The organism is Streptomyces sp. NPDC090025 (genome assembly GCF_044748125.1).
Taxonomy (GTDB): Bacteria; Actinomycetota; Actinomycetes; order Streptomycetales; family Streptomycetaceae; genus Streptomyces.
The window spans coordinates 622,513-643,131 of the sequence record NZ_JBIVFL010000002.1 but is presented as its reverse complement, the minus strand read 5'-3'; the positions used below and the strand labels follow the sequence as shown (position 1 = coordinate 643,131).

The 20,619-nt window shown below is 75.4% G+C and carries 17 protein-coding genes; 10 read left to right on the top strand and 7 right to left on the bottom strand.

Going from position 1 to position 20,619, the window contains the following annotated elements; translation table 11 throughout:
* Nucleotides 1-201: 201 nt before the first annotated feature.
* Together ACIPXM_RS08805 and ACIPXM_RS08800 are read right to left on the bottom strand one after the other, a co-directional pair.
* Nucleotides 202-786, bottom strand: a complete 585-nt coding sequence (locus ACIPXM_RS08805) for a TetR/AcrR family transcriptional regulator (protein ID WP_401653443.1) — start codon at nucleotides 784-786, stop codon at nucleotides 202-204.
* A gap of 69 nt (nucleotides 787-855) precedes the next feature.
* The gene (locus tag ACIPXM_RS08800; RefSeq protein WP_401653441.1) at nucleotides 856-2,457 is read right to left on the bottom strand and encodes a serine/threonine-protein kinase; all 1,602 of its coding nucleotides are present in this window, start codon (nucleotides 2,455-2,457) and stop codon (nucleotides 856-858) included.
* 215 nt (nucleotides 2,458-2,672) lie between these two features.
* Between ACIPXM_RS08800 and ACIPXM_RS08795 the strand changes: the two genes are divergently transcribed.
* The 6 genes from ACIPXM_RS08795 to ACIPXM_RS08770 all read left to right on the top strand — a co-directional run bounded on the left by ACIPXM_RS08795 (nucleotide 2,673) and on the right by ACIPXM_RS08770 (nucleotide 9,364).
* A complete protein-coding gene (locus ACIPXM_RS08795) occupies nucleotides 2,673-3,401 on the top strand; it encodes a TetR/AcrR family transcriptional regulator (RefSeq protein WP_401653439.1) in 729 nt (242 codons plus the stop codon).
* Nucleotides 3,402-3,579: 178 nt separating this feature from the next.
* A complete protein-coding gene (locus tag ACIPXM_RS08790; RefSeq protein ID WP_401653438.1) occupies nucleotides 3,580-4,758 on the top strand; it encodes an agmatine/peptidylarginine deiminase in 1,179 nt (392 codons plus the stop codon).
* 104 nt (nucleotides 4,759-4,862) lie between these two features.
* The gene (locus ACIPXM_RS08785; protein WP_401653436.1) at nucleotides 4,863-5,702 is read left to right on the top strand and encodes a DUF4436 domain-containing protein; all 840 of its coding nucleotides are present in this window, start codon (nucleotides 4,863-4,865) and stop codon (nucleotides 5,700-5,702) included.
* Nucleotides 5,703-5,819: 117 nt separating this feature from the next.
* Nucleotides 5,820-6,512, top strand: a complete 693-nt coding sequence (locus ACIPXM_RS08780; protein ID WP_401653434.1) for a TetR/AcrR family transcriptional regulator — start codon at nucleotides 5,820-5,822, stop codon at nucleotides 6,510-6,512.
* Nucleotides 6,513-6,616: 104 nt separating this feature from the next.
* The gene (locus ACIPXM_RS08775) at nucleotides 6,617-7,975 is read left to right on the top strand and encodes a GH1 family beta-glucosidase (protein ID WP_401653432.1); all 1,359 of its coding nucleotides are present in this window, start codon (nucleotides 6,617-6,619) and stop codon (nucleotides 7,973-7,975) included.
* A 21-nt stretch (nucleotides 7,976-7,996) separates the two neighbouring features.
* Nucleotides 7,997-9,364, top strand: coding sequence for an MFS transporter (locus ACIPXM_RS08770; protein ID WP_401653430.1), 1,368 nt, complete (start codon nucleotides 7,997-7,999; stop codon nucleotides 9,362-9,364).
* Here the strand turns inward: ACIPXM_RS08770 and ACIPXM_RS08765 are convergent.
* Nucleotides 9,348-10,148 carry a DJ-1/PfpI family protein gene (locus ACIPXM_RS08765; protein WP_401653428.1) on the bottom strand — a complete coding sequence of 267 codons (801 nt, stop codon included), beginning with the start codon at nucleotides 10,146-10,148 and terminating at the stop codon, nucleotides 9,348-9,350. The two genes, ACIPXM_RS08770 and ACIPXM_RS08765, sit on opposite strands and share 17 nt — an antisense overlap.
* Before the next feature lie 197 nt (nucleotides 10,149-10,345).
* On the opposite strand from ACIPXM_RS08765, the gene ACIPXM_RS08760 reads away from it, so the two are divergent.
* The 3 genes from ACIPXM_RS08760 (at nucleotide 10,346) to ACIPXM_RS08750 (ending at nucleotide 12,752) form a co-directional block, all read left to right on the top strand.
* A complete protein-coding gene (locus ACIPXM_RS08760) occupies nucleotides 10,346-10,987 on the top strand; it encodes a metal ABC transporter ATP-binding protein (RefSeq protein ID WP_401653425.1) in 642 nt (213 codons plus the stop codon).
* Between the two features lie 104 nt (nucleotides 10,988-11,091).
* Nucleotides 11,092-11,958 (top strand): metal ABC transporter permease, encoded by an 867-nt coding sequence (locus tag ACIPXM_RS08755; protein WP_401653693.1) that lies wholly within the window; start codon nucleotides 11,092-11,094, stop codon nucleotides 11,956-11,958.
* On the top strand, nucleotides 11,886-12,752 hold the full coding sequence (locus ACIPXM_RS08750) for a metal ABC transporter solute-binding protein, Zn/Mn family (protein WP_401653423.1): 867 nt from the start codon (nucleotides 11,886-11,888) through the stop codon (nucleotides 12,750-12,752). The genes ACIPXM_RS08755 and ACIPXM_RS08750 overlap by 73 nt, the downstream gene beginning before the upstream one ends.
* Before the next feature lie 98 nt (nucleotides 12,753-12,850).
* Here the strand turns inward: ACIPXM_RS08750 and ACIPXM_RS08745 are convergent, their stop codons facing one another.
* Both ACIPXM_RS08745 and ACIPXM_RS08740 read right to left on the bottom strand, forming a co-directional pair.
* Nucleotides 12,851-14,638 carry a class I adenylate-forming enzyme family protein gene (locus ACIPXM_RS08745; protein ID WP_401653421.1) on the bottom strand — a complete coding sequence of 596 codons (1,788 nt, stop codon included), beginning with the start codon at nucleotides 14,636-14,638 and terminating at the stop codon, nucleotides 12,851-12,853.
* Nucleotides 14,635-16,575 carry a CoA transferase gene (locus ACIPXM_RS08740; protein ID WP_401653419.1) on the bottom strand — a complete coding sequence of 647 codons (1,941 nt, stop codon included), beginning with the start codon at nucleotides 16,573-16,575 and terminating at the stop codon, nucleotides 14,635-14,637. The genes ACIPXM_RS08745 and ACIPXM_RS08740 overlap by 4 nt, the downstream gene beginning before the upstream one ends.
* A 175-nt stretch (nucleotides 16,576-16,750) precedes the next feature.
* Here ACIPXM_RS08740 and ACIPXM_RS08735 point away from each other — a divergent pair, with 175 nt between their 5' ends.
* Nucleotides 16,751-17,920 (top strand): acyl-CoA dehydrogenase family protein, encoded by a 1,170-nt coding sequence (locus ACIPXM_RS08735; RefSeq protein ID WP_401653417.1) that lies wholly within the window; start codon nucleotides 16,751-16,753, stop codon nucleotides 17,918-17,920.
* On the opposite strand, the gene ACIPXM_RS08730 is transcribed toward ACIPXM_RS08735, so the two are convergent.
* Nucleotides 17,907-19,196 (bottom strand): sugar ABC transporter permease, encoded by a 1,290-nt coding sequence (locus ACIPXM_RS08730; protein ID WP_401653415.1) that lies wholly within the window; start codon nucleotides 19,194-19,196, stop codon nucleotides 17,907-17,909. The two genes, ACIPXM_RS08735 and ACIPXM_RS08730, sit on opposite strands and share 14 nt — an antisense overlap.
* Nucleotides 19,193-20,428: an MFS transporter gene (locus tag ACIPXM_RS08725; RefSeq protein ID WP_401653692.1), complete on the bottom strand. Its 1,236-nt coding sequence runs from the start codon at nucleotides 20,426-20,428 to the stop codon at nucleotides 19,193-19,195. Before ACIPXM_RS08725 ends, ACIPXM_RS08730 begins: the two co-directional genes overlap by 4 nt.
* Nucleotides 20,429-20,619: the final 191 nt, after the last annotated feature.

The following is a 20,619-nucleotide window of genomic DNA, read 5'->3' as shown; positions in this document are numbered from 1 at the left end:
CGGAGGCGGCGGGTCAGCGACGTCGCGGTGGCCTCACTGTGGCACTGACTGAAATTTCAGTCAATGGCTGGGAGGAGCCGGACCCCCGACCGGAAGGATCCGGATGAGGATCCAGAATCCTGGATCCAGAATCCTGGATCCAGATGACGATCTGGATGAGGACCTGGATCCGGACGCGGAGACAGCGGCCCCGCGAGGCGGCTACGGCTTGCTCAGCCCGGCCAGCTCCACCTCGACGGCGTCGGACAGGAGCCCGCGCGCGTGCGTGATGTCGAGGCCGCCGCTCAGCCAGCGCATGCTCAGGCCCTCCAGGAGCGCGGTGAGGCGTTCGGCGGCCGCGGCGAGGGTGGCGGCGGGCGCGAGCGGCTGCACCTGGCCGAGGAGCGCCGCGACCTCCTGGACCCAGACGAGGGTGGCCCGGGCGAGGTCCTCGCGCAGGACGGAATCGAAGACGGCGCTGGCCCGCAGCTCGCCCCAGGCGGTACTGTTCTCCCGCACCTCGGGGATGTCCTGGAGCTCCAGGAGCAGCACCTGCTCCAGCTCCGCGCGCGGGGTCAGCGGCTCGGCGTCCTCGCCCTCCGCCGCGGTCGTGTAGCGCTCGGCGCGGTCGTTAATGTACTCGAGCGTGTTGCGCAGGATGCCCGTGCGGTCCTTGAAGTGGTAGTAGATCAGGCCGGTGGAGACCCCTGCCTCCTCGGCCAGTTCCTCCACGCGCAGACCGCGCACACCGCGCCGGGCGATCACCCGCGCGGCCGCTTCCAGGATCTGAGTACTGCGAGACGCCATGTCATGAACCCTATCCGGCCCGGCGCGCTGTCCCGCCCGCGATCGCCCTATCCGTCACCACCCCATCCGTCACCGTCCCGCAGCGCCCTGCCCGTCCGTACGGAACTGGCTCACCGCGATCGTCACCGGGCCGCTCCCCGGGGTCGCCGCCACGAGCCGCACCACGGCGATCCGCCCGCCGTCGGAGCTGCGGACGCAGAACGGGCGCTCGTCGGCCAGTTCGCCGAACGCCAGGCGGGTCACCGGCTCCCGGTCGAGGCCGCGCACGCAGTCGGCCGGGCTCAGTTCGTCCCCCGCGCCGACGAAGGCGTCGACGTCGTCGGGCAGTGCGAAGGCGTCCTTGTCGCGGGCGAGGTACCAGGCCGCCGTCCCGGCCGGGGCGACCTTTCCCGTACCGAGGTCGAACTCGTAGCCGTCGTCGGGGAGGGTGAGTTCGACCTCCGGGTAGCCCGCCGGGTGGTCGTCCGTCCGGGCGGCGCCGGAGCCGGGGCGGTCGAACGCCCCGGCCACGAACGCGGCGGCGCCGCCGAGCACGGCGAGCAGGACGAGGGCGCCGAGGGCGAGTGCCGTACGGCGGCGCCCTGGCCGGCTCCGGCGCCCCCGGGGCGCGGTGGCCATCACCTCGGGAACGGCGGCCCGGGTGGGGAGGTCGTGGCGGCCGGGGGCGGGCCCGGCCGGGCGGTCGAGGAGGGTGGGGTCGGCGGTCCGGGGCCGCCCGGTCTCCCCGCCCTGCGCCCCTGGCCCGACCTCTCGTCCGACCTCACGGCCGACCTCACGGCCGACCGCGTCCGGCAGCCAGTCCACGCCGAACTCCAGCGCGGGACCGGCCGCCGGGTGCGCCCGTACGGCGGCGATCAGGGCGCCCGGCGAGGGGCGCAGGGCGGGCTCCTTCGCCAGGCAGCGGGCGAGCAGCTCCCGCAGTTCCGCCGGTACGCGGGAGAGGTCGGCCGGTTCGTGCACCACCCGGTAGAGCGCGGCCGATTCGGGCCCGGTGCCGAAGGGCAGCGCGCCACCGGCCACGTACGCGGCGAGGGCGCCGAGCGCGAAGACGTCGGTCGCGGGGGTGACGGGGTGCCCGAGCGCCTGCTCGGGGGCCATGTAGGCGGCGGTGCCGATCCTGAGTCCGGTGCCGGTGAGGCCGGTGGCGTCGGCCGCGCGGGCGATGCCGAAGTCGATGACGCGCGGGCCGTCGGCGGCGAGCAGCACATTGGCGGGCTTGAGGTCGCGGTGCACGACGCCCGCCCGGTGGATGGCCTGGAGGGCCTCGGCGATCCCGGCGACGAGCAGGAGCACGGTACGGGTCGGCAGCGGGCCGTGCCGTTCGACGGCCTGCTGGAGCGAGGGGCCCGGCACATAGGCGGTGGCGAGCCAGGGGACCGGGTCGTCGGGCCCCGCGTCCACGACCTGCGCGGTGAACAGACCATGGATCCGCCGCGCGCTGGCCACCTCCTGGGCGAACCGGGCGCGGAACTCCGGGTCCGCCGCGAACTCCTCGCGCACCACCTTGAGCGCGAGGGGCCGCCCGCCCGGGGTGCGGGCGAGATGGACGACACCCATGCCGCCCGCGCCCAGTCTCGACTGGATCCGATAGCCCCCGATCACGTACGGGAGGGTCTCGGCCGGGTCCGTCGTGCGGGCCGACGGGCGCCCGGGGAACGGCGTGGGGGACATGGGCTGCTCTTTCGGCGGTGCGGGCAGGACGAGCGGGGTACGGGGAGGCGGTACCGGGAGGACGGACAGGACGTATGGCGCACGCCCACGCCGATCGTGCCTGTTGACTAAAGTTTCAGTCAACATATGCCCTCAGGGGTCTGGCACCAAGCGCCAGGCGCCCGGGACCACGCACCAGGAACCACGCAGCAGGAACAGGAACGGGGAGCTCAGGGGTGAAGGACAGGAAGACGGCGATCCTCGTGGCGGCGGCCCGCGTGATCGCCCGGCACGGGGTCCGCGGGCTCCGCCTCGAAGAGCTGGCGGCCGAGGCCGGGATCTCCAAGGCACTCGTCTACTACCACTTCGGCGACCGGGCCGGGCTGCTCCGGCACACCCTGCGCTTCGTCGGCGAGCGCGCGGAGCGGGCCGCCGCGGGCGGCGGGGGCGCCGGGGACCCGGGGGCGGCCGGTCCGCTCGGTGAGCTCGCGCGGCGCCTCACGCGCGACTTCCACGATCTTCCCGAGGTGCGCGAGAACAGCGCGGTGTGGGGCGAGCTCCGCGCGGGGGCCGTGTTCGACCCGGAGCTGCGGGAGGAGTTGGACCGGGCCGACCGGGAGCGGGTCCGGGAGGTCACGGATCTGCTCGGGCTGCTCGGACCCCGCGCCGCGGCGGCCCCCGGGGCGGCCCTGGTCGCGGCGGCCGAACGGCTCACCGTGCTGGTGGACGGCCTGGCGACCCGCCGCCTCATCGGGATCCTGCCCGCCGCCCACGCGCGGGAGCTGATGCGTGGGGCGATCGCGGCCGAGGCGGCGGCCCTCACGGCCCCGGCCGGGCCTGGCGGACCCGCCGGGGCGCCCGCGCCGGAGCCGTACGCGCCGCGTCTCAGCGCCCCCGCCGGCACCCCGGCCGGTGCCGCCATGGACACCCCCTCCGGCGCCCCGATCAGCGCCGCCGTCATTTGACTGAAAATTCAGTCAGTGCCAGAGTGGCGGCACGGCCACCCCCACCCACGCGCCCGGTCGGCCGCGTCCCGGCCCCCAACCGCGTGAAGCCAAGGCCCGCGAATCCGGTGTCGCGCCGCGTCGCCGCGCCACGCCCAGCGCCCCCGGATACTCTCGCCAGCCCATGAACGGAGCATTCGTGTCCCCACTCCTCCCCTCCCGACGTGCCGCTCTGCGCGCCTTCGCCGCCATCGGCGGCGCCCTGTCCTTGGGAGCCACCGCGTGCGGCCCGAACGAGAACGCGGGCGGCGGCACGACGACCGCCCCGGTCCCGGCCCGCACCAACACCGCGTCGGGCGCCGCGGGCGAGCGCCGTTTCGGTGCCGAGTGGGACAGCCACACCCGTACCTTCATGTCCTGGCCCGCGCTCGCCTCCGTGTGGGAGGACGACCTGCCCTACGTCCGTGAGGACATCGCCAGGATCGCCCGGGCGATCGGCGAGTACGAGGCCGTGGTGATGATGGCCCGGCCGGACCAGGTGGCGGCGGCGCAGCGCGCGTGCGGGCGGCAGGTGGAGGTGATCCCGCTGCCGGTGGACGACCTGTGGGCGCGGGACACCGTGCCGGTGTTCGTCGAGGACGACGGCAAGCTGCTGGGCATCGACTTCAACTTCAACGGGTGGGGCGACAAGCAGGAGCACGGCAACGACGGACAGGTCGGCCGCAAGCTGCTCGCCCGCTACCACATCCCGCGCGAGCAGGCGCCGCTCGTCGCCGAGGGCGGCTCGTTCGAGACGGACGGCGAGGGGACGCTCCTCGTCACCGAGAGCTCGATCGTCAACGACAACCGCAACCGCGGGAAGAGCCGGGACCAGATCGAGGACGAGCTGATCGACACGCTCGGCGTCGAGAAGGTGGTGTGGCTGGCGGGCGTGCGCGGCGAGGACATCACGGACGCGCACGTCGACAGCCTGGTCCGGTTCACCGCTCCCGGTGTCGTCCTGCTCGACCAGGCGTTCCCCGGTTCTCCCCCGGACTCCTGGTCGCGCTCGGCCGACCAGGCCCGTTCGGTGCTCGAGAAGGCGACGGACGCCCGTGGGCGGCGGTTCGAGATCATCGATCTGCCGCAGCCCGATCTGGACCGGATCACCGGCGAGGGCGACGACTTCGTGTCGACGTACATCAACTTCTACATCGCCAACGACTCCGTCTTCCTGCCGAAGTTCGGCGACCGGAAGGCGGACGCGCGGGCCAAGAGCATTCTTCAGGAGCACTTCCCGAAGCGGGACATCGTGCAGTTGCAGATCGACACGATCGCGTCCGGCGGCGGGGGCATCCACTGCTCCACGCACGACCAGCCCGGCAAGCCGGCCGCGTGACCGCGCCCCGTGGCCGTCGCGCCGCGCGTTCGGGACCGGGAACAGGGCCAGAGTCAGGGTCGGGGCCGGGCTCGCGGGGCGGGCTCGTCGGTGTCGTGCTCGTCGTGGCGGCGGTCACGGTGGCGGCGCTGTGCGGTCTCTGGCTGCAGTACGGGGAGCGCCAGGATCTCAACACCCGCTACACCGTGGGTGGTTCGGAGGAGCAGGACCGGATCGACGTCGACGCCGCCGTGCAGCGCGTCGACGCGACCGGGCGCGAGCTGACGCTGCGGATCCTGGTCACCCCGCGCGGCGCACTGGCCGAGGCGGGCGGGCTCTCCCCGACCGGTGATCTGACGCTGCTGACCTCGCCCGCCGTGCGCGGCGACCTCTCGTTCCCGGCGCACCGCCGGATCTCGTCGGTCGATGTGCCGGTGGCCCTGACGGGCGGCCCCATCACGGACTACCCGTTCGACTCGTACGCGACCGAGCCGGAGTTCTCGGCGCTGCTCGGCGGCGAACCGGTGCCGGTGCGGATGACGCTGGTGAACCGGGACGCGCTGTTCTCGCTCGCGGTGGACGCGTCCGAGGAGCGCGGCGCCGCCGTGTTCGCGATGGAGCTGCCGCGCTCGGGCAGCGTGCTGGTGTTCGCCGTGTTCATGATGGTGGCGATGTGGGCCCTGACGGTGGCGGTCCTGCTGGGCGCCTGGTTCCTGGTCCGCCGCCGGACGGGGCTGACCTGGCCGGCCCTCGGCTGGATGGCGGCGACCCTGTTCGCCCTGGTCGCCTTCCGCAACGCGGCGCCCGGCACCCCGCCGATCGGCAGTCTCCTCGACTATCTGGCGTTCTTCTGGGCGGAGACGCTGATCGCGTTCTGTGTGGTCGTGGTGGTGGTGCGTGCGGTACGGGCCGAGGGGCCGCCGCCACCGCCACCGCCACCGCAGGAACCGCCGCCCGGAGCCTGAGCCATCGAGGCCCTGAGCCGCCCGGCTTCTCGCCCGGTGCCGCCGTGTTACGTTCCCCCACCCCCATCGGACGACCGGGAGCGTGTGGTGATGGAAGCAGCGGCACCGGGCGGAAGCATGCCCCGGGAAGGGACCCGAGAAAGGGCCCGAGAAGGGGCCGAGGAAGGAACCCAGGACCGGCCGCGGGTACGGCGGGAGCCTCGGCAGGCGCGCAGCCGGGCGCGGGCCGAGGCGATTCTGGACGCGGCCGACCGGATCCTGTCGCAGGACGGGTTCGAGGCGCTGACCATGCGCCGGGTCGCCGAGGCGGCGGGGGTGCCGGTCGGCAGCATCTACCAGTTCTACCCGGACAAGAGCGCGGTCGTCGACGCGCTCGGGCGGCGCTATCTGGCGGGGTTCGCGACCACGATCGACGCGCTGGTGCGCCGTGCCGTCGAGGGTGAACTCTCCGATCTCGTCGGCACGATGGTCGACGTGTACGCCGAGCTGTTCCGCGCCCAGCCCGGCGGCATGGCGCTGTGGGCGGGGCGGCATCTGAGCCCGGAGCTCGCGCGGGCCGACGACGCGAGCAACGCCCTGGTCGCGGACGGTCTGCGGCGGATCGTGGAGCAGTTGACCGGCCGCCCGGGCGGGGCGCTCGCGGAGCGCGGGACCCGGATGGTGGTGTGGGCGGCGAACGCCGTGCTGCACGAGGTGTTCAAGGGCGGCGGGGAGCCGGACCGGGAGACCGTGGCCGAGCTGAAGCGGATGCTCGACGCGTACTGGGCGGACCTGCGGGAGCGGCTGACGTCCGGCGCGGCAGGGGGATGAGGATCCGTCCGTCCCAGCCATAGAACGTGAACAAGAGTTCATGTTACGTTGCCGCCCGCCGTGGAGGACATCCCGCGCCCCGGATCGACGGAAGGCAGCCGCCCGTGCCCGCCAGCTCACCCGAACTCCCCCGATTCCCGGCCGACTTCGTCTGGGGCGCGTCCACCGCCGCGTACCAGATCGAGGGCGCCGCCGACGAGGACGGCAAGGGCCCGTCGATCTGGGACACCTTCACCCACCGCGCCGGGACCGTGCGGGACGGGCACACCGGGGATGTGGCCTGCGACCACTACCACCGCTTCGACGAGGACGTGGCGCTGATGCGGCGGCTCGGCCTCGACGCGTACCGCTTCTCGGTGTCCTGGCCGCGGATCCTGCCCAGTGGCGCGGGGAAGGTGGAGCCGCGCGGCCTCGACTTCTACGAGCGGCTCGTCGACGCGCTGCTCGACGCCGGGATCGAGCCCACCCCCACCCTGTTCCACTGGGACCTGCCGCAGGCCCTGGAGGACGAGGGCGGCTGGCTGAACCGGGAGACGGCGTACCGGTTCGGCGAGTACGCGGCCGTGGTCGCCGACCGGCTCGGGGACCGGGTGACCCGCTGGATCACCCTCAACGAGCCTTTCGTGCACATGTCCTTCGGCTACGGCTTCGGCGTGCACGCCCCCGGCCGGGCGCTGCTTCTGGACGCGCTGCCGGTCGCCCACCACCAGCTGCTCGGCCACGGTCTGGCGACCGCGGCGCTGCGGGCCGCCGTGCCGGACGCGCAGGTGCTCGTCGCGAACAACTGCACCCCGGTACGGCTCCGCCAGGACGCCCGGGGCGAAGCGGACACGGCGGCGGCCGACGCGTACGACATCCTGCACAACCGGCTGTTCAACGACCCGCTGCTGCACGGGCGTTACCCCGACCTGTCCGCGTACGGGATGCCGGACCCGGCCTGGGGCGGGGTGGTCAGGGACGGTGATCTCACGTCGATCGGCGCGCCGTTGGACGGGCTCGGCATCAACTACTACAACCCGAGCTGGATCACAGCGCCGAGGGATCCGGCGGCGGGGCTGCCGTTCGATCTCGCCGAGCCGGCGGAACCGTACCTGCGGACGTCCTTCGACTGGCCGGTGGTGCCGGACGGGCTGACCGAACTCCTCACCGGACTCAAGGCCCGCTACGGCGCCGACCTCCCGCCGGTCTGGATCACCGAGAACGGCTGCTCCCAGCCCGAGGGCAGCCACGATCCGGCGCGGATCGACTACCTGGCCGGACATCTGGGCGCGGTCGCCGACGCGATGGCCCAAGGGGTCGACGTGCGCGGCTACTTCACCTGGTCGCTGCTCGACAACTTCGAGTGGGCCGAGGGGTACCACCAGCGGTTCGGCCTGGTCGAGGTCGACTTCGCCACCGGCGCCCGCACGCCCCGCGCCAGCTTCGACTGGTACCGCGACCTGATCGCCGCGCAGCGGCCGTAGCGGAGGAGGGAGAGGAAGGCCATGACCGATCCCCCCGCGAGAGACGCCGCGCTGCCCCGGGCGGGCGGCGGTCCCGAGGTGCCCGACGTGCACGCCGAGCCCACCGCCCGGGTCGGCGCCGGCTGGACGGCGAGTCTGTCGCTCGCCACGCTCGCCGTCTTCATGGCGTTCATGACGCCGATCCAGATCCTGCTGCCGCTCCAGCTGGAGCGCATCGACCCGCACGGCAAGAGCGACGCGCTGTCCCTGGTCACCGGGCTCGGCGCGCTCGTCGCCGTGGTGACGAACCCGCTCGCGGGCGCCTGGTCGGACCGTACGACGAGCCGGTTCGGGCGCCGTCGGCCGTGGATCGTGGGCGGGGCGGCGGCGGGCGCGGCGGGGCTCGCGTTCACCGCGGCGCAGCACACGGTGGCCGGGGTGGCCGTGGGCTGGTGCCTCGCGCAGGCCGGTCTGAACGCGATGCTGGCCGGGGTCACCACCCCCATCGCCGACCGGGTGCCGGTCGCCCAGCGCGCCCAGGTCTCCGGTTGGACCGGGCTCATGCAGTCGGTCGGTCTGGTCCTCGGCGCGCTGATCACGACGCTCCTGGTCACCGGGGTCGGCTCCGGTTACGGCACGCTCGCGCTGCTCACCGTCGCCCTCGCCCTGCCGTTCGTGCTGCTGCACGGCGAGCCGCCGCTGCCCCGCGAGCCGGGGCCGCGCGGGCCGAGGCCCAGGGGCGGGGACGGCCGCACGTCCGGCATCCGCACGTCGGGCATCCGTGCGTCCGAGATCCGCGCGTCCGACGTCCGCGCGTTCGCGCGGTCGTTCTGGGTGAGCCCCCGGCGGCACCCGGACTTCGGCTGGGCCTGGCTCACCCGGTTCCTGATCAACCTCGGCAACGCCCTCGGCACCCTCTACCTCTTCTACTTCCTCGCCGACGCCGTGCATTACGGCGACCCCGGCACCGGCGTGCTGATCCTCACCGTGGTGTACACGCTGTGCGCGGCGGCGACCGCCATCCCGTTCGGGGTGCTCTCGGACCGGGTCGGGCGCCGCAAGACCTTCGTCGTGCTCTGCTCGCTGGTCATGGCCGCCGCCGCGCTGCTGCTCGCCCTGGTGCACACCTGGCCGGCGGCGATCGCCGCGGCCGCGGTCCTCGGTGCCGGGTTCGGGATCTATCTCGCGGTCGACCAGGCCCTGGTCACCCAGGTGCTGCCGGAGGCCGCGGACCGCGCCAAGGACCTCGGCGTCATCAACATCGCCAACTCGGGGCCGCAGGTGCTCGCCCCGGCCCTGGCCGCCCCGGTCATCGCCCACCTCGGCGGCTACACCGGCCTCTACACGGCCGCCGCCGTGGTCACCCTGGCGGGCGGGCTGCTGGTGCGGCGGATCAGGAGCGTGGCCTGACGGGCGTGCGGTCCGAGGTCCACACGGTGCCACGGGCCTCGTACTCCAGCATCTCCTCCAGGCCGAGCGCCGTGTCGGGGCCGAGTTCGCGGCGGGCCAGCCACAGCGAGAGTTCGAGCCCCGAGGTGACGCCACCGGCCGTGACGAGGTCCCCGTCGTCGACGACCCGGGCGTTCTTCAACAGACCGCCGCGCCGCTCCAGTTCGTCCTTGGCCTTGTGGTGGGTGGTGCACGGACGGCCCTTCGTCAGGCCCGCGGCGGCGACCAGGATGACGCCGGTGCACAGCGCGCTCACGGTGAGCCCGGGGCGTACGGCGTCGGCGAGCGCGCGGGGCAGGATCCCCCGGTCGATCTCGGCCCAGACGCCGGGCCGGTCGCGGCGCGCGTAGCCACCGCCGGGGACGACGAGCAGATCGGCGTCCTCGGGCGCCCAGGGCTTGATGCCGTGCACCCGGGTGCCGAAGGCGGCGGTGACCGAGCGGGCGCCGGTGGCCGACACGTACCGCACCTCGACGGGGCGCGGGCTGAAGTACCCGGCGGCGGACAGCACTTCGTACGGCGCGGCGAAGTCGAGGTCCTCGACGCCGTCGTACATCACGAGGTGGACGCGCAGCGGCCGTTCGGACGGCTTCGGGGCGGCGGCGCCCGACGTCGCGGCGGCGGTCGGTGTCACGGCTGCGGTCGGCGTCGGGGCAGCGGCATTCGCGGTGGTGCTCGTCGTGGCGGCGAGGGCGCCACCGACTCCGAGGGCGGTGGTGGTGCGGAGTAACTCCCTGCGGTTCATGGCGACTCCCGTGGTTCCTGGTGCGTGGGGAACTGACGGGAAAGGGGTCGGCGGGCGCCTCCCACGGGTTCCCGGCGGCTGCCGGAATGTTCTGGTGCGGTCGCGCGGGAACCCCGGGCCGCCGCCGTCCGACTCCTCCCCCGCCACCGGCACGGCGCCGGTCCGGCGCGGACGCGGGACGGGGAGGAAGACGGGGCATGGGCGGACTGGACATACGGCTGCGCGGGGTCGGCTGCCGGCACGGGCGCACCGAGGCCGTCGTCGGGGTCGATCTGGAGATCGCCGCCGGCGAACGGGTCGCCCTGACCGGGACCAACGGCTCCGGCAAGACCACCCTGCTCCGGGCACTGCTCGGGCTGCACGCGCGCCCCACCGGCACCATCGAGGTCGGCGGCCGTGAGGCCCGGTCGGCCGCCGAGTGGGCGTGGCGGCGGCGGGCCTGCGCGTGGATCCCGCAGAAGCCCGCGGCGGGCCGCTTTCCGCTGCGCGGCTCCGAACTCCTCGCCAGCGGCGGCCCGTCGGCGGTCCCGGCGGCGACCGAGGCGGCCTCACGGCTCGGCGTCGGCGCGCTGACCGCACGACCGGTGGACACCCTGTCCGGCGGGCAGTTGCAGCGCATGTATCTGGCCCGGGCGATCGGCTGCGTGGCGGCCGGGGCACAGGTGCTGCTCGCCGACGAACCCACGGCCGCTCTCGACTTCGACGGCCAGGAGGAGGCGGCCGACGTGCTGACGTCGCTGCCCGTCACGCTCGTCGTCGTCACCCACGACCGAGCGCTCGCCGAACGCTGCGACCGGGTCCTGGAGATGGCCGCCGGACGCCTGCGGGAGGTGCGGTGAACACCCTCGCGGCCGGTGGCCGCTTCGCCACCGGAGTCGATCTCGCCCCCGGAATCGATCTCGCCTCCGGGGTGCATCTCGCCGCCGGTGCCGACCTCGGCGCCATGCTGCAACTGCTGCCCGTCCAGCGCGCCGGGTTCGCGCTGCTGCTCGCCGCCGTCGCCCTGCCGGTGATCGGTGTGGTCATCGTCGGTCTCGACATCATGCCGGTGCGGTTCGCGATGATGCACGTGGCGCTGCTCGGCATCGCGGTCGGGCTGCTCACCGGTCTCGACCCGATGCTGTGCGCGCTGGTCGCGTGCGCGCTGTCCGGGGCCGGGGTCGCGCCGCTCGCCAGGACGCCCGGCGGGCTGTCCGGGGCGATGGGCCTGCTGATGAGCCTGGCCATCGCCGCCGCGCTGCTCCTGCTCGCCGTCTCGGGCGTCAACGCCTCCGGCGCGTTCGCGCTGCTCTGGGGCTCGGTGCTGTCCGTCGGCACCGCCGACCTCGTCGTGCTGGGCGCGCTCGCCGTGGCCGTACCGGCGCTGTTCTGGTGGCGGCGGCGGGACGTGGCGCTGCTCCTGTACGACCGGGAGCTCGCCCAGTGCTCCGGCGTCCCGGTGCGGTTCCTGACCACGGCGCTGCTGGTCCTGGTGGCGGTGGCCGTCGCCGGGGCGATCAAACTGACCGGCGCGCTGCTCGTCGACGCGCTGACGCTGCTGCCCGCGCTGGCCGCGCGGCGGCTCGGCCGGTCGCTGGTGTCGATCACGCTGTGGGCGGTCGGCATCGGCGTCACCGTCAACCTCACCGGGTTCCTGCTCGCCCTCCGGCTCGACTGGCCGCCCGGTCCTGTCCTGGTCCTCACGGCGGGGGCCGTCGTCCTCGCCGCGCATCTCGTCCCCGAACGGAGAAACCGCTCATGGCGCGCACCCGCGTCCGTACCGCAGTCCCCCGCCTCCTCCTCCGCCCCCGCGGCCCCGTCCTGGCACTGAGCGCGGCCGCGCTGTCGCTGCTCATCGCCGGGTGCGGGAGCACCGACGGCGCCACCACCGGCGCGTCGGCCGCGCCGGGCGGGTCCGGGTCCGGGTCGGCCGGGTCCGGCAAACCGGTCGTGGTGGTGACGACGACGTGGGAGGGCGCGTTCGCGAAGGCCGCGGGGGCCGAGGACATCACGGTGATCGTGCCGCAGTCGGTGCACCACGCCCCGGACTACGACCCGAAGCCGTCGGACCTCGCGGCCGTCGCGAAGGCGGACTTCGTGCTGTACGCGCCCTTCGAGCCGTACGCGGCGAAGATCAAGGAGGCCGCCGGTTCGAAGGCGAAGCTGGTCGAGGTGAACCTGGACAACGACCCGGCGAAAGCTGGGGCCGAAGTCCTGCGTCTGGGCGGCCTGTTCGGTACGAAGGACGCCGCCGCACGCTGGAAGACCGGGCTCGACGGCGAGGTCGGCAAGCTGAACGGCGAGCTCAAGTCGGCCTGGCCCGGCGGCAGGAGCCCGAACGTCGTCGCGCAGGCGTTCACCGGCTGGGCGGCGGGCCTCGCCGGGGCCACCCAGGTCGGCTCGTACGGCCCCGAGCCGGTCACCCCGTCCCAACTCGCCACGCTGTCCGCGAAGAAGCCCGCCCTCGTCCTCGACAACGCGCACATGACGACGGGCCCGGTCCTGCCGGACTCGGGCGCGAAGCAGGTCGAGATCGTCAACTACCCGGGCGAGGACCTTGACCTGCTGAAGGTGTACCGGGACGCGGCGGCCGAGCTGAAGAAGGCGATGGGCGCCGCCGGGTAGCAGGACCACCGCGAGGCAGGAGGGGGGAGGGCGCCGTTCGACGCCCTCCCCCCTTCCCTCCTTCCGTCCTTCCGTCCTTCCGTCCCAGCCGCTCCGCGCTACACCTCGGCGGGCACGAACCGCAGCCGCAGCGCGGCCCGGTCCGGCTTCCCGGCCGCCGTGAGCGGCAGCTCCGGCAGGATCAGGACGTGCTCGGGGTGCTTGTGCCGGTCGAGACCGCGTTCCGTCAGATACGCGCCGAGCCCGGCGACGTCGGGGACCCGCGCACCGGCACGCGGCACCACACAGGCGGCGAGCCGCTCCCCCATCAGCGGGTCCGGCACGCCGACGCACACCGCGTCGCGCACCCCGGGGTGGGCCACGAGGGCGCGTTCGACCTCGGCGGGACTGATGTTGGCGCCGCCCCTGATCACCACGTCCTTGAGCCGGCCGACGACGTGCAGGGCCCCCTCGTCGTCGAGGAACCCCAGGTCCCCGGTGCGCACCCAGCCCCCGGGGGTGCGGTAACGGGCGTCGAGTTCGGGCGAGGCCACGTAGCAGAGCGGGGTCATCGGGCCCCGCGAGACGATCTCGCCGATCCTGCCGTCCGGCAGCGGTGCGTGGGTGTCCGGGTCGGCGATCCGGATCTCGGCGACCCGCGGGTCCGGGACGCCGACGACGACGTCCGCGGTAAAGACGTCCGCGGTCACGGCGGCCGCGACGGCGGCCGAAGCGGTGGCCGGTGCGGGCTTGCGCTGCCCGGGGAGCCCGGTGTGGCAGTTGACGCCGTCGGCGGACCCGTACAGGTTCACCACCGGACAGCCGAACGCCTCGGCCGCCGCCCGCGCGGTCCGCTCGTCCAGCGGCGCGCCGCCGAGGACCAGCGCGGTGGGCGCGGGCAGCGCCCCCGGCCCCTCGTCGGCCGACTCCCCGGCCGCTTCGAGGTGTTCGAGCATCATCCGGATCATCGTCGGCACGCCGAGGACGTGGGTGGGCGCGTGCTCCCGTACGGCGGCGAGCGCGGCCTCGGGCGTGAAGTGGTCGAGCAGGACGAGCGTGCCGCCGTGCCGGGCGAGGGTGACGGCGGTGCCGTTGGAGCCGAAGGCCGAGGCGAGGGGCACCAGGAAGAGCGAGCGGGGCGGGGTGCCGTCGGTGATCAGGGAGGCCAGGAAGTTCCCCCGGCCACCGGCGAGGGCGTTGTGGGAGTACGCGATCATCTTCGGCTCCGCCTCGGAGCCGGAGGAGACCAGGATGCGGGCGGCGCTGTCGGGGTCGGGCCTGGCGGGCACGAAGGCCGCCGGGTCGGCGCGGAGGAGTTCGCGCAGCGGGATCGCCCGCGCGGGGACCGGGCCGGGCGCGGGCGCGGGGCCGGGGGCGGGGGAACCTCCCACAGAGGCGCCGTCCCCACCTGTCCCGCCTGTCCCACCCGGCCCCGCCGCGATCACGTGCCGCAGGGCCGGCAGCGCCGGGGCGAGGTCGAGCAGGTCGGCCGCGTGGGTCTTGCCCCGGTGCTCGGTGACCGCGATGACCGCGACCGCCGCCGCGCGCCGCAGCAGGCACTCGGCCTCCAGGGCGCCGCGCCCGACCGGGAACGGCAGCGCCACCGCGCCGAGCGCGGCGATCGCCAGGTCGGCGACGACGGCGTCGCGCCGGTTGGGGAGCTGGACGGCGACGACGTCGCCGGTGCCGATGCCGAGCCCGCGCAGGCCCTGGGCCAGGGCGCGGACCTTGCGGTCGAGCGCGGTGTAACAGAGCGGGCCCTTGGCGTCGATGACCGCCGTACGGTGCGGGTCGGCGATCTGGCGGGCTCTGAACAGGCTGTAGAGGTCGAGGTCGGGGCAGGTTCCGTCGACCGCCCAGGAGCGGCGCAGCGACGAGGGCACGAGGTCGGTGAGGGGGACGTTCACGCGAAGCTCCAGGGGTCGGGAACGGCGGGTGCGCCGTGCGCGTCGCGGCTGATCGAGCCGGACAGGCGCGGGTCGTCGTGGAGGTCGGACAGATCGGTGGTGACGGCGGTCGCGGTCAGGCCGAGGGCGCGCAGCCGGTCGAGGGCGTCCTCGGTGCACAGCCCGCCGAGCGCGTACGCGGCGGCCGCCCCGGCGTCGGTGTCGCTCGGCGCGATCCAGCCGTCGGCGGTGCGCAGCGGGCGCCGGAACCCGGCGGGCGGGCGCGGGTCGAGGCCCTGCCGCACCCGGTCGAGGGCCGGGGCGAGCAGCGTGTCGGCAGCGCCGAGCAGGGACGACTCCACCCGTACGCCGTGCCCGGTGCGCTCGCGCAGCAGCAGGGCGGCGAGCACGGCCTCGGTGCCGTGCAGACCGCCGAGCAGGTCGAGCAGGGTCAGCAGGGACGGTACGGGCGGCTCGTCGGCCGGATGGACGGCCTCGCCCGTGCCGGTGCGGGCCTGCACCATGAAGTCGGTGCCCATCGGGGCGTCGGCGACGCGGCCCGCCCAGCCGCCGGTGTACGCGTGGACCAGGGCCGGGTTCACGGCGGCCAGGTGCTCGGCGTCGAGTTCGAGCTCGGCGGCCTTGCCCGGTGCCCAGTTGTGCAGGAACACATCGGCTTCGGCGACGAGTTCGCGCAGCCTGCGGCGGTCGGCGGGCGCCTTGATGTCGATCTCGACGGCCTCCTTGCCCCGGTTGAGCGCGAGCCAGCGGGCCGAGATCCCGTCGCAGGCGGGCGGCATCCCGCGCAGCGGGTCGCCGCCCGGCGGCTCGACCCGGATCACCCGGGCGCCGAGCAGCCCCAACAGATGGGCGGCGAGCGGCGCTTGGATACGGCGGCCGGCTTCGAGGACGGTGAGGCCGGAGAGCGGGCCTCCGGCACGCGGGGCGGCGGGGGCCGGGGCCGGGGCGGTCTCCGGGGCCGCGCCGCCCAGGCGCGCGAAGGTCCACGGGTCGGGGACGGGGCCGTCCGCCGCGTCCTTTGCCGCCCGTTCGGAGAGGGTGTGCAGGCGGCACACCTGAGCCCCTGAGCGCCCGGCGGCCTGCTGGACCCGCGCCCAGTCGTGGCGGCGGGCGACCTGGTGCAGGACCTCGGGGAAGGGCGCGCAGGCGGTGGCGTAGCGGAACTGGAAGGGCCGCCAGCCGGCCCGGACGGCCTCGGCGGGTGCGTCGAGAGCTCGCCAGAACGCGGCCCAGTCGCCCGGGTCGAGGGTCTCCAGCTCGAAGACGGTCCCGTCGGCGGTGGTGAACGGCGGGCCTCCGGCGGCGAGTTCGACGGCCTCCGGCTCATCGGCGCCGGACGCGGCCAGATACTGGGAGACGGTGAGGAGTCCGGCGCGGTCGGCCGTGGTGAAGACACGGGTGCCGCCGGGGGTCGCGGTGCCGGGCGTCACGGTGCCGCGGGCCTGGCCGATGAGGTCGGCGAGCAGTGCCTGCACGGTCAGGACGCCGGTGGCGGTGGCGAGGTAGTCGACACCGAGGCCGCGCGGGCCGCCGTGGCGGCGCCCGTGGACGGCCATGACCCCGGTGGCGGCTTGGGCGGTGACCTCGTCCTCGATGCCCGAACCGGGCGCGCCCCAGGCGACGGTGCCGGTGACGGGGACGAACCCGGCGCCGCCGAGCACGATCGTCCCCGGCCGCTCCGTCGCGCCCCCGCCCCCGGTGCCGGTACCGGCACCGGCACCGGTACCGGCCCCGAGCCGGGTCAGGTGGTCGGCGACGACCCGGGTGAGGGCCGGGGAACCGGTGATCTCGCAGCGCAGCCCGTCGAGCGGACGCCGGACCCCGGCGTCCCGCCGGGCCACGCGCCCGCCGTCACCCGCTCCTCCTCTTCCGGTGCCCGTACTGCCGTTGCCGTTGCCGTACGTACTCGCGCTGTCGGTCGTCAGGGGCGACGCCATGCCTCTCCTCTCCCGGCACGGCCGCGGCCACCGTCGCGGGGACGGCGGCCGCTGTCGCGTGCGGTCACGTGTGGTGCCACTGGGACGGGAACCGACGGGCGGTGTCGCCCGACCAATCCCTCGGGCAGACAGTCGGACGCGTGTTCTGGCGAGTTCCCGGTGGAGGGGAAAAACAGTGATCGATCGTGACGTAACGGATGATTCCGATCCGCTACGGCAGCGGCTCGCCGGGTTCGTCCGCGAACGGGTGTTCCCGTACGAAGCACAGCTCGACGCCGGAGAGCCCGGGGCCCGCGAGATCCGGCGGCGCCTGCGCGCCGAGGCGCGCGAGGCGGGACTCTGGGCGCTGCCCCTGCCCGCCGAACTCGGCGGCGGAGGCGTGCCGTTGAGCCGGTACGCGGCGCTCGCCGAGGCGGAGGGCGCCAGCGACCACGGGCCCGTGGCGGTCGGTTCGGCGTCGCTCCTGGACGTGACGATGCTCGCCCGGCACGGTTCGGCGCGGATCCGGGAGACGTACCTCGGCGGGCTCGTCTCCGGTGAGCTGCGGGCCTGTTACGCGATGACGGAGCCCGACACACCCGGCACCGAGCCCGCGCTGACCGCCACCCGGGCGGAGCGGCGGGCCGACGGCGGCTGGACGCTCGACGGGCGCAAGTGGTTCGTGTCGTACGCGGCGGACGCCGACCTGGTGACCGTCCTGGCCCGCACCTCCGGCGCCGCCGGGGACCGGGACGGCCTCTCGCTCTTCCTCGTCCCGACCGGCTCCCCCGGCTTCCGGGTGGTCCGCGAACTGCCGGTGCTCGGCGCGACCGGACAGTACGAGATCGCCTTCGACCAGGTCGAGATCGCCGCCGACCAGCTCGTCGGCCCGGCGGGCCAGGCCCTGGCCGTCGCGGGCGAACGGCTCCAACTGGGCCGGACCCTGCGGGCGTTGCGCTGGATCGGACAGGCCCAGCGGGCCTTCGACCTGCTCTGCGAGCGGGCGGTGACCCGACGCGGGGCGCGGGGCCCGCTCGGTGACCGGCAGCTCGTCCAGCAGCATGTCTTCGAGGCCCTGCTCGCGCTGCGGACGACCAGACCCGTCGTGTACGAGGCGATGGCCCTGGTCGCGGCCGGGCGCGACGCCTCCGTGGAGGTCGGCCTGGCCAAGACGGCGGCGGCCCGTACCCTCCAGGACGTGGCCGACCGCGCCGTCCAGGTCTTCGGCGCGGCCGGTCTCGGCCCGGACACCCCGCTCGCCGCGCTGCTGCGCACCGGCCGCACGGCCCGGATCCTCGACGGCCCCGACGAGCAGCACATCGCGTCGGTGGCCCGGCGGGTGCTGCGGGGCGTCACACCCGGGTGAGGTCGACCCGGCCGGCCGGGCCTGTCGGGCCTGTCGGGTCTGTCGGGTCCGCCGGGTCGAGCAGCGCGGCGAGGCCGAGCGCCAGGAAGAAGTCGCCCCACACCAGTTCGTGCCGGACGGCGGTCCCTGCCCGGGCGTCGAGGCAGCCGTCGAGCAGCATGCCCGGCGGCTGACCGGCGCCGCCCCGACCGGCACCCGGGGCGTCCCCGGGGCCGGGTCCGCAGCGGGTCAGGTGGTGGTCCACCAGCCGCCGCAGCACGTCCCGCCCCCGCGCCCGCACGGCGGTCGCCGCCCACGGGGCGCCGGGGACCCGGGCGAGCTTGAGCAGGGCGACGGCGGCGATCGCGGCGGCCGAGGTGTCCAGCGGACCGAGGTCGGCACCCGGGACGAGCGCCTGCCCGGCCTCGGCGGGCGGGACGAGCGGCCCGGTGAGGAACTGCCCCTGATCGAGGAGCAGTTCCGCGGCCTCGACGAGCCGCCGCTCGGGCACCGCCGCCGGATTCCGGCCCCCGGCACCCGCCCTCGCCCCCGTCCTCGCCCCCGTCCCCGTCCCCGTCCCCGTCCCCGTCCCCGTCCCCAGCAGAGCGTCGGCGACGGCGAGCAGCAGCCATGCCTCGCCCCTGCTCCAGCCGGGTGCCGGGTCCGGGTCCATCACCCAGGTGCCCTCCGGCTCGGCGTACCGCCAGGCCGGGAGAGGGCGTGGCGCGGGCGGGCCCGGCAGGCAGAGCGCGAGGTGGCGGGCCAGATGGGCGTCGGCGGCGGCCCGTCCGGCGGGGCCCGCGGCGGCAAGGAGCGGAACGAGGCCGGGCACGGCGTCGGCGCGGGCGCGGAGCCGGTCGCCGCCGAAGGCCGTGCCCCAGGGGACCAGGCCGAGCGCCGGGTCCCAGGCGGCGAGCGCCGCCTCGGCCGCGCGGGCGCGCAGCTCGTGGGCGGCGGCGTCGGCCGGGGCGAGCGCCGTGCCGTACCAGAGGATCAGACCGCGGGTGGCGGTGTCGGCGTCGGCCCAGGGGGCGAGCCGGGCGGTGACGGCCGCGGCCTCGGCGCGGTGGGCGGCGCTGCCGGTGCGGCGGGCCCGCAGCCAGAGCAGCCCGGCCCAGAAGCCGCCGGTCCATGAACCGCGCCGGGTGGTCGTCCAGCGCCCGTCGGCGGGGTCGGCGTACAGCGGGAAGCGCACGCCCACCTGGCCGAGGGTGTCGGTGACCCGCTGGAGGACGAGGTCGAGTGCGACCGCCGCCCACTCCGTACCGTCACGGCCGTCGGCCCGGCCGCCGCTCACGCGGCCGTCTCCTTCCGTGCCGCCGCCGGGGCTCCCGCCGACGTGTCCGGTGCCGACGTGTCCGGTGCCGACGTGTCCGGTCCGCCGGTACGGCCCCGGTCCCGCACCGCCCAGATCACGGCGACGCCCGCGGCGAGCGCGAACTCGGCGGCGACCAGGGCCCAGCCGGTGCCGTACCGGCCCCGTTCGGCGAGGAGGCCGAAGAGCGGCGGGCCGACGGCGAACCCGGCGAAGAAGCCCGCCGCGACCCACGCGGAGTCCTGTCCGGCCCGGCCGGGCGCCGAGCGCTGCATGACGAGGACCATCGAGACCGCGTTGCCCGAGACGGCGAACACCCCCACGGCCACGGCGGCGAGCCAGGCGACGGGTGCGACACGGACGGCGAGGACGAGGAGCAGCGCGGCGCCGACGGCCGCTGCGGCAAGGAGTCCCGGCAGCCAGGGGGCCCGTGCGGGGGTCGCGGCGCGGGACCAGCCGATCCGGCCGCCGATCCCGGCGACGCCGAGGACGGCGACCAGCGCGCCCGCCGACGCGGGCCCCAGACCGAGGCGTTGGGTGCCGAACAGGGCGAGATAGGTGTTGACGGAGGCGATCCCGGCGCCGAGGAACAGCGAGAAGGCGGCCAGCCACGGGACGGGTCCCGGGTGCCCGGCCGGTGAAGTGAGCCGTGTGGTGCGGCCGTTGGCGGTCCCCGGGACGGGCCGTCGCGGCGCGTCGGCGGGGAGCGCCCGCCAGGCCCAGAGCGCGGCGAGCAGCGCGGCTCCGGAACCGATCCACACGGCACCGCGCCAGCCGAGCAGCCCGGCCGCCGTCGCGAGCGGCAACCCGGCCGCGAACGCGCCGAGTTGGACGCCCGACTGCTTGGCCCCGGTCACCGCGCCCCGCCGGGCGGCGGGTACGGCGGCCAGGATCATCTTGTTGGTGGCCGGGTTGGCGAGCGCCTGCGGCACTCCGCCGAGCGCGACGGCCCCGAGCAGCAGCCCGGGGCCGGGGGCCGCGCCGATGAGGGCGAGGGCGAGCGCGGCCAGGGCGAGCAGGGCGACGAGCGCCCGGCGCGGCCCGATCCGGTCGACAAGCCGGCCGCCGAGGGGCGACAGGACGGCGGCGGTGCCGAAGCCGACGGTGGTGGTCAGGCCGAGCACCGTGGCCGTGACACCGGCCGGTCCGAGGTCGGCGAGCAGCCGGGGCCCGAGGGCGCCGATGAGGAACAGCTGGAGCATCGAGAAGGCCATGGCCGTGGTCAGCAGCGCGGTCGACGCGCGGCCCTCGGCACCCGCACCCGTACCCGTGCCCGCGCCCGCACCGCCGCCCGCACCGCCGGGTGTCCCACCGGGCGCGTCACCGGTCGCCGCATCCGTGCTCCGCACCTTGCGTCCCCCTCCGCTCGCGGCCAAGGCCGGGCCCCGCGCCCGCCGCCACGTCC

Bases quoted from the DNA above. Each gene is read 5' to 3' on its own strand.
- ACIPXM_RS08805 (WP_401653443.1), bottom strand. From the start codon at position 786: ATGGCGTCTCGCAGTACTCAGATCCTGGAAGCGGCCGCGCGGGTGATC.
- ACIPXM_RS08800 (WP_401653441.1), bottom strand. From the start codon at position 2,457: ATGTCCCCCACGCCGTTCCCCGGGCGCCCGTCGGCCCGCACGACGGAC.
- ACIPXM_RS08780 (WP_401653434.1), top strand. From the start codon at position 5,820: ATGCCCCGGGAAGGGACCCGAGAAAGGGCCCGAGAAGGGGCCGAGGAA.
- ACIPXM_RS08770 (WP_401653430.1), top strand. From the start codon at position 7,997: ATGACCGATCCCCCCGCGAGAGACGCCGCGCTGCCCCGGGCGGGCGGC.
- ACIPXM_RS08765 (WP_401653428.1), bottom strand. From the start codon at position 10,148: ATGAACCGCAGGGAGTTACTCCGCACCACCACCGCCCTCGGAGTCGGT.
- ACIPXM_RS08760 (WP_401653425.1), top strand. From the start codon at position 10,346: ATGGGCGGACTGGACATACGGCTGCGCGGGGTCGGCTGCCGGCACGGG.
- ACIPXM_RS08755 (WP_401653693.1), top strand. From the start codon at position 11,092: ATGCTGCAACTGCTGCCCGTCCAGCGCGCCGGGTTCGCGCTGCTGCTC.
- ACIPXM_RS08750 (WP_401653423.1), top strand. From the start codon at position 11,886: ATGGCGCGCACCCGCGTCCGTACCGCAGTCCCCCGCCTCCTCCTCCGC.
- ACIPXM_RS08740 (WP_401653419.1), bottom strand. From the start codon at position 16,575: ATGGCGTCGCCCCTGACGACCGACAGCGCGAGTACGTACGGCAACGGC.
- ACIPXM_RS08725 (WP_401653692.1), bottom strand. From the start codon at position 20,428: ATGGCCTTCTCGATGCTCCAGCTGTTCCTCATCGGCGCCCTCGGGCCC.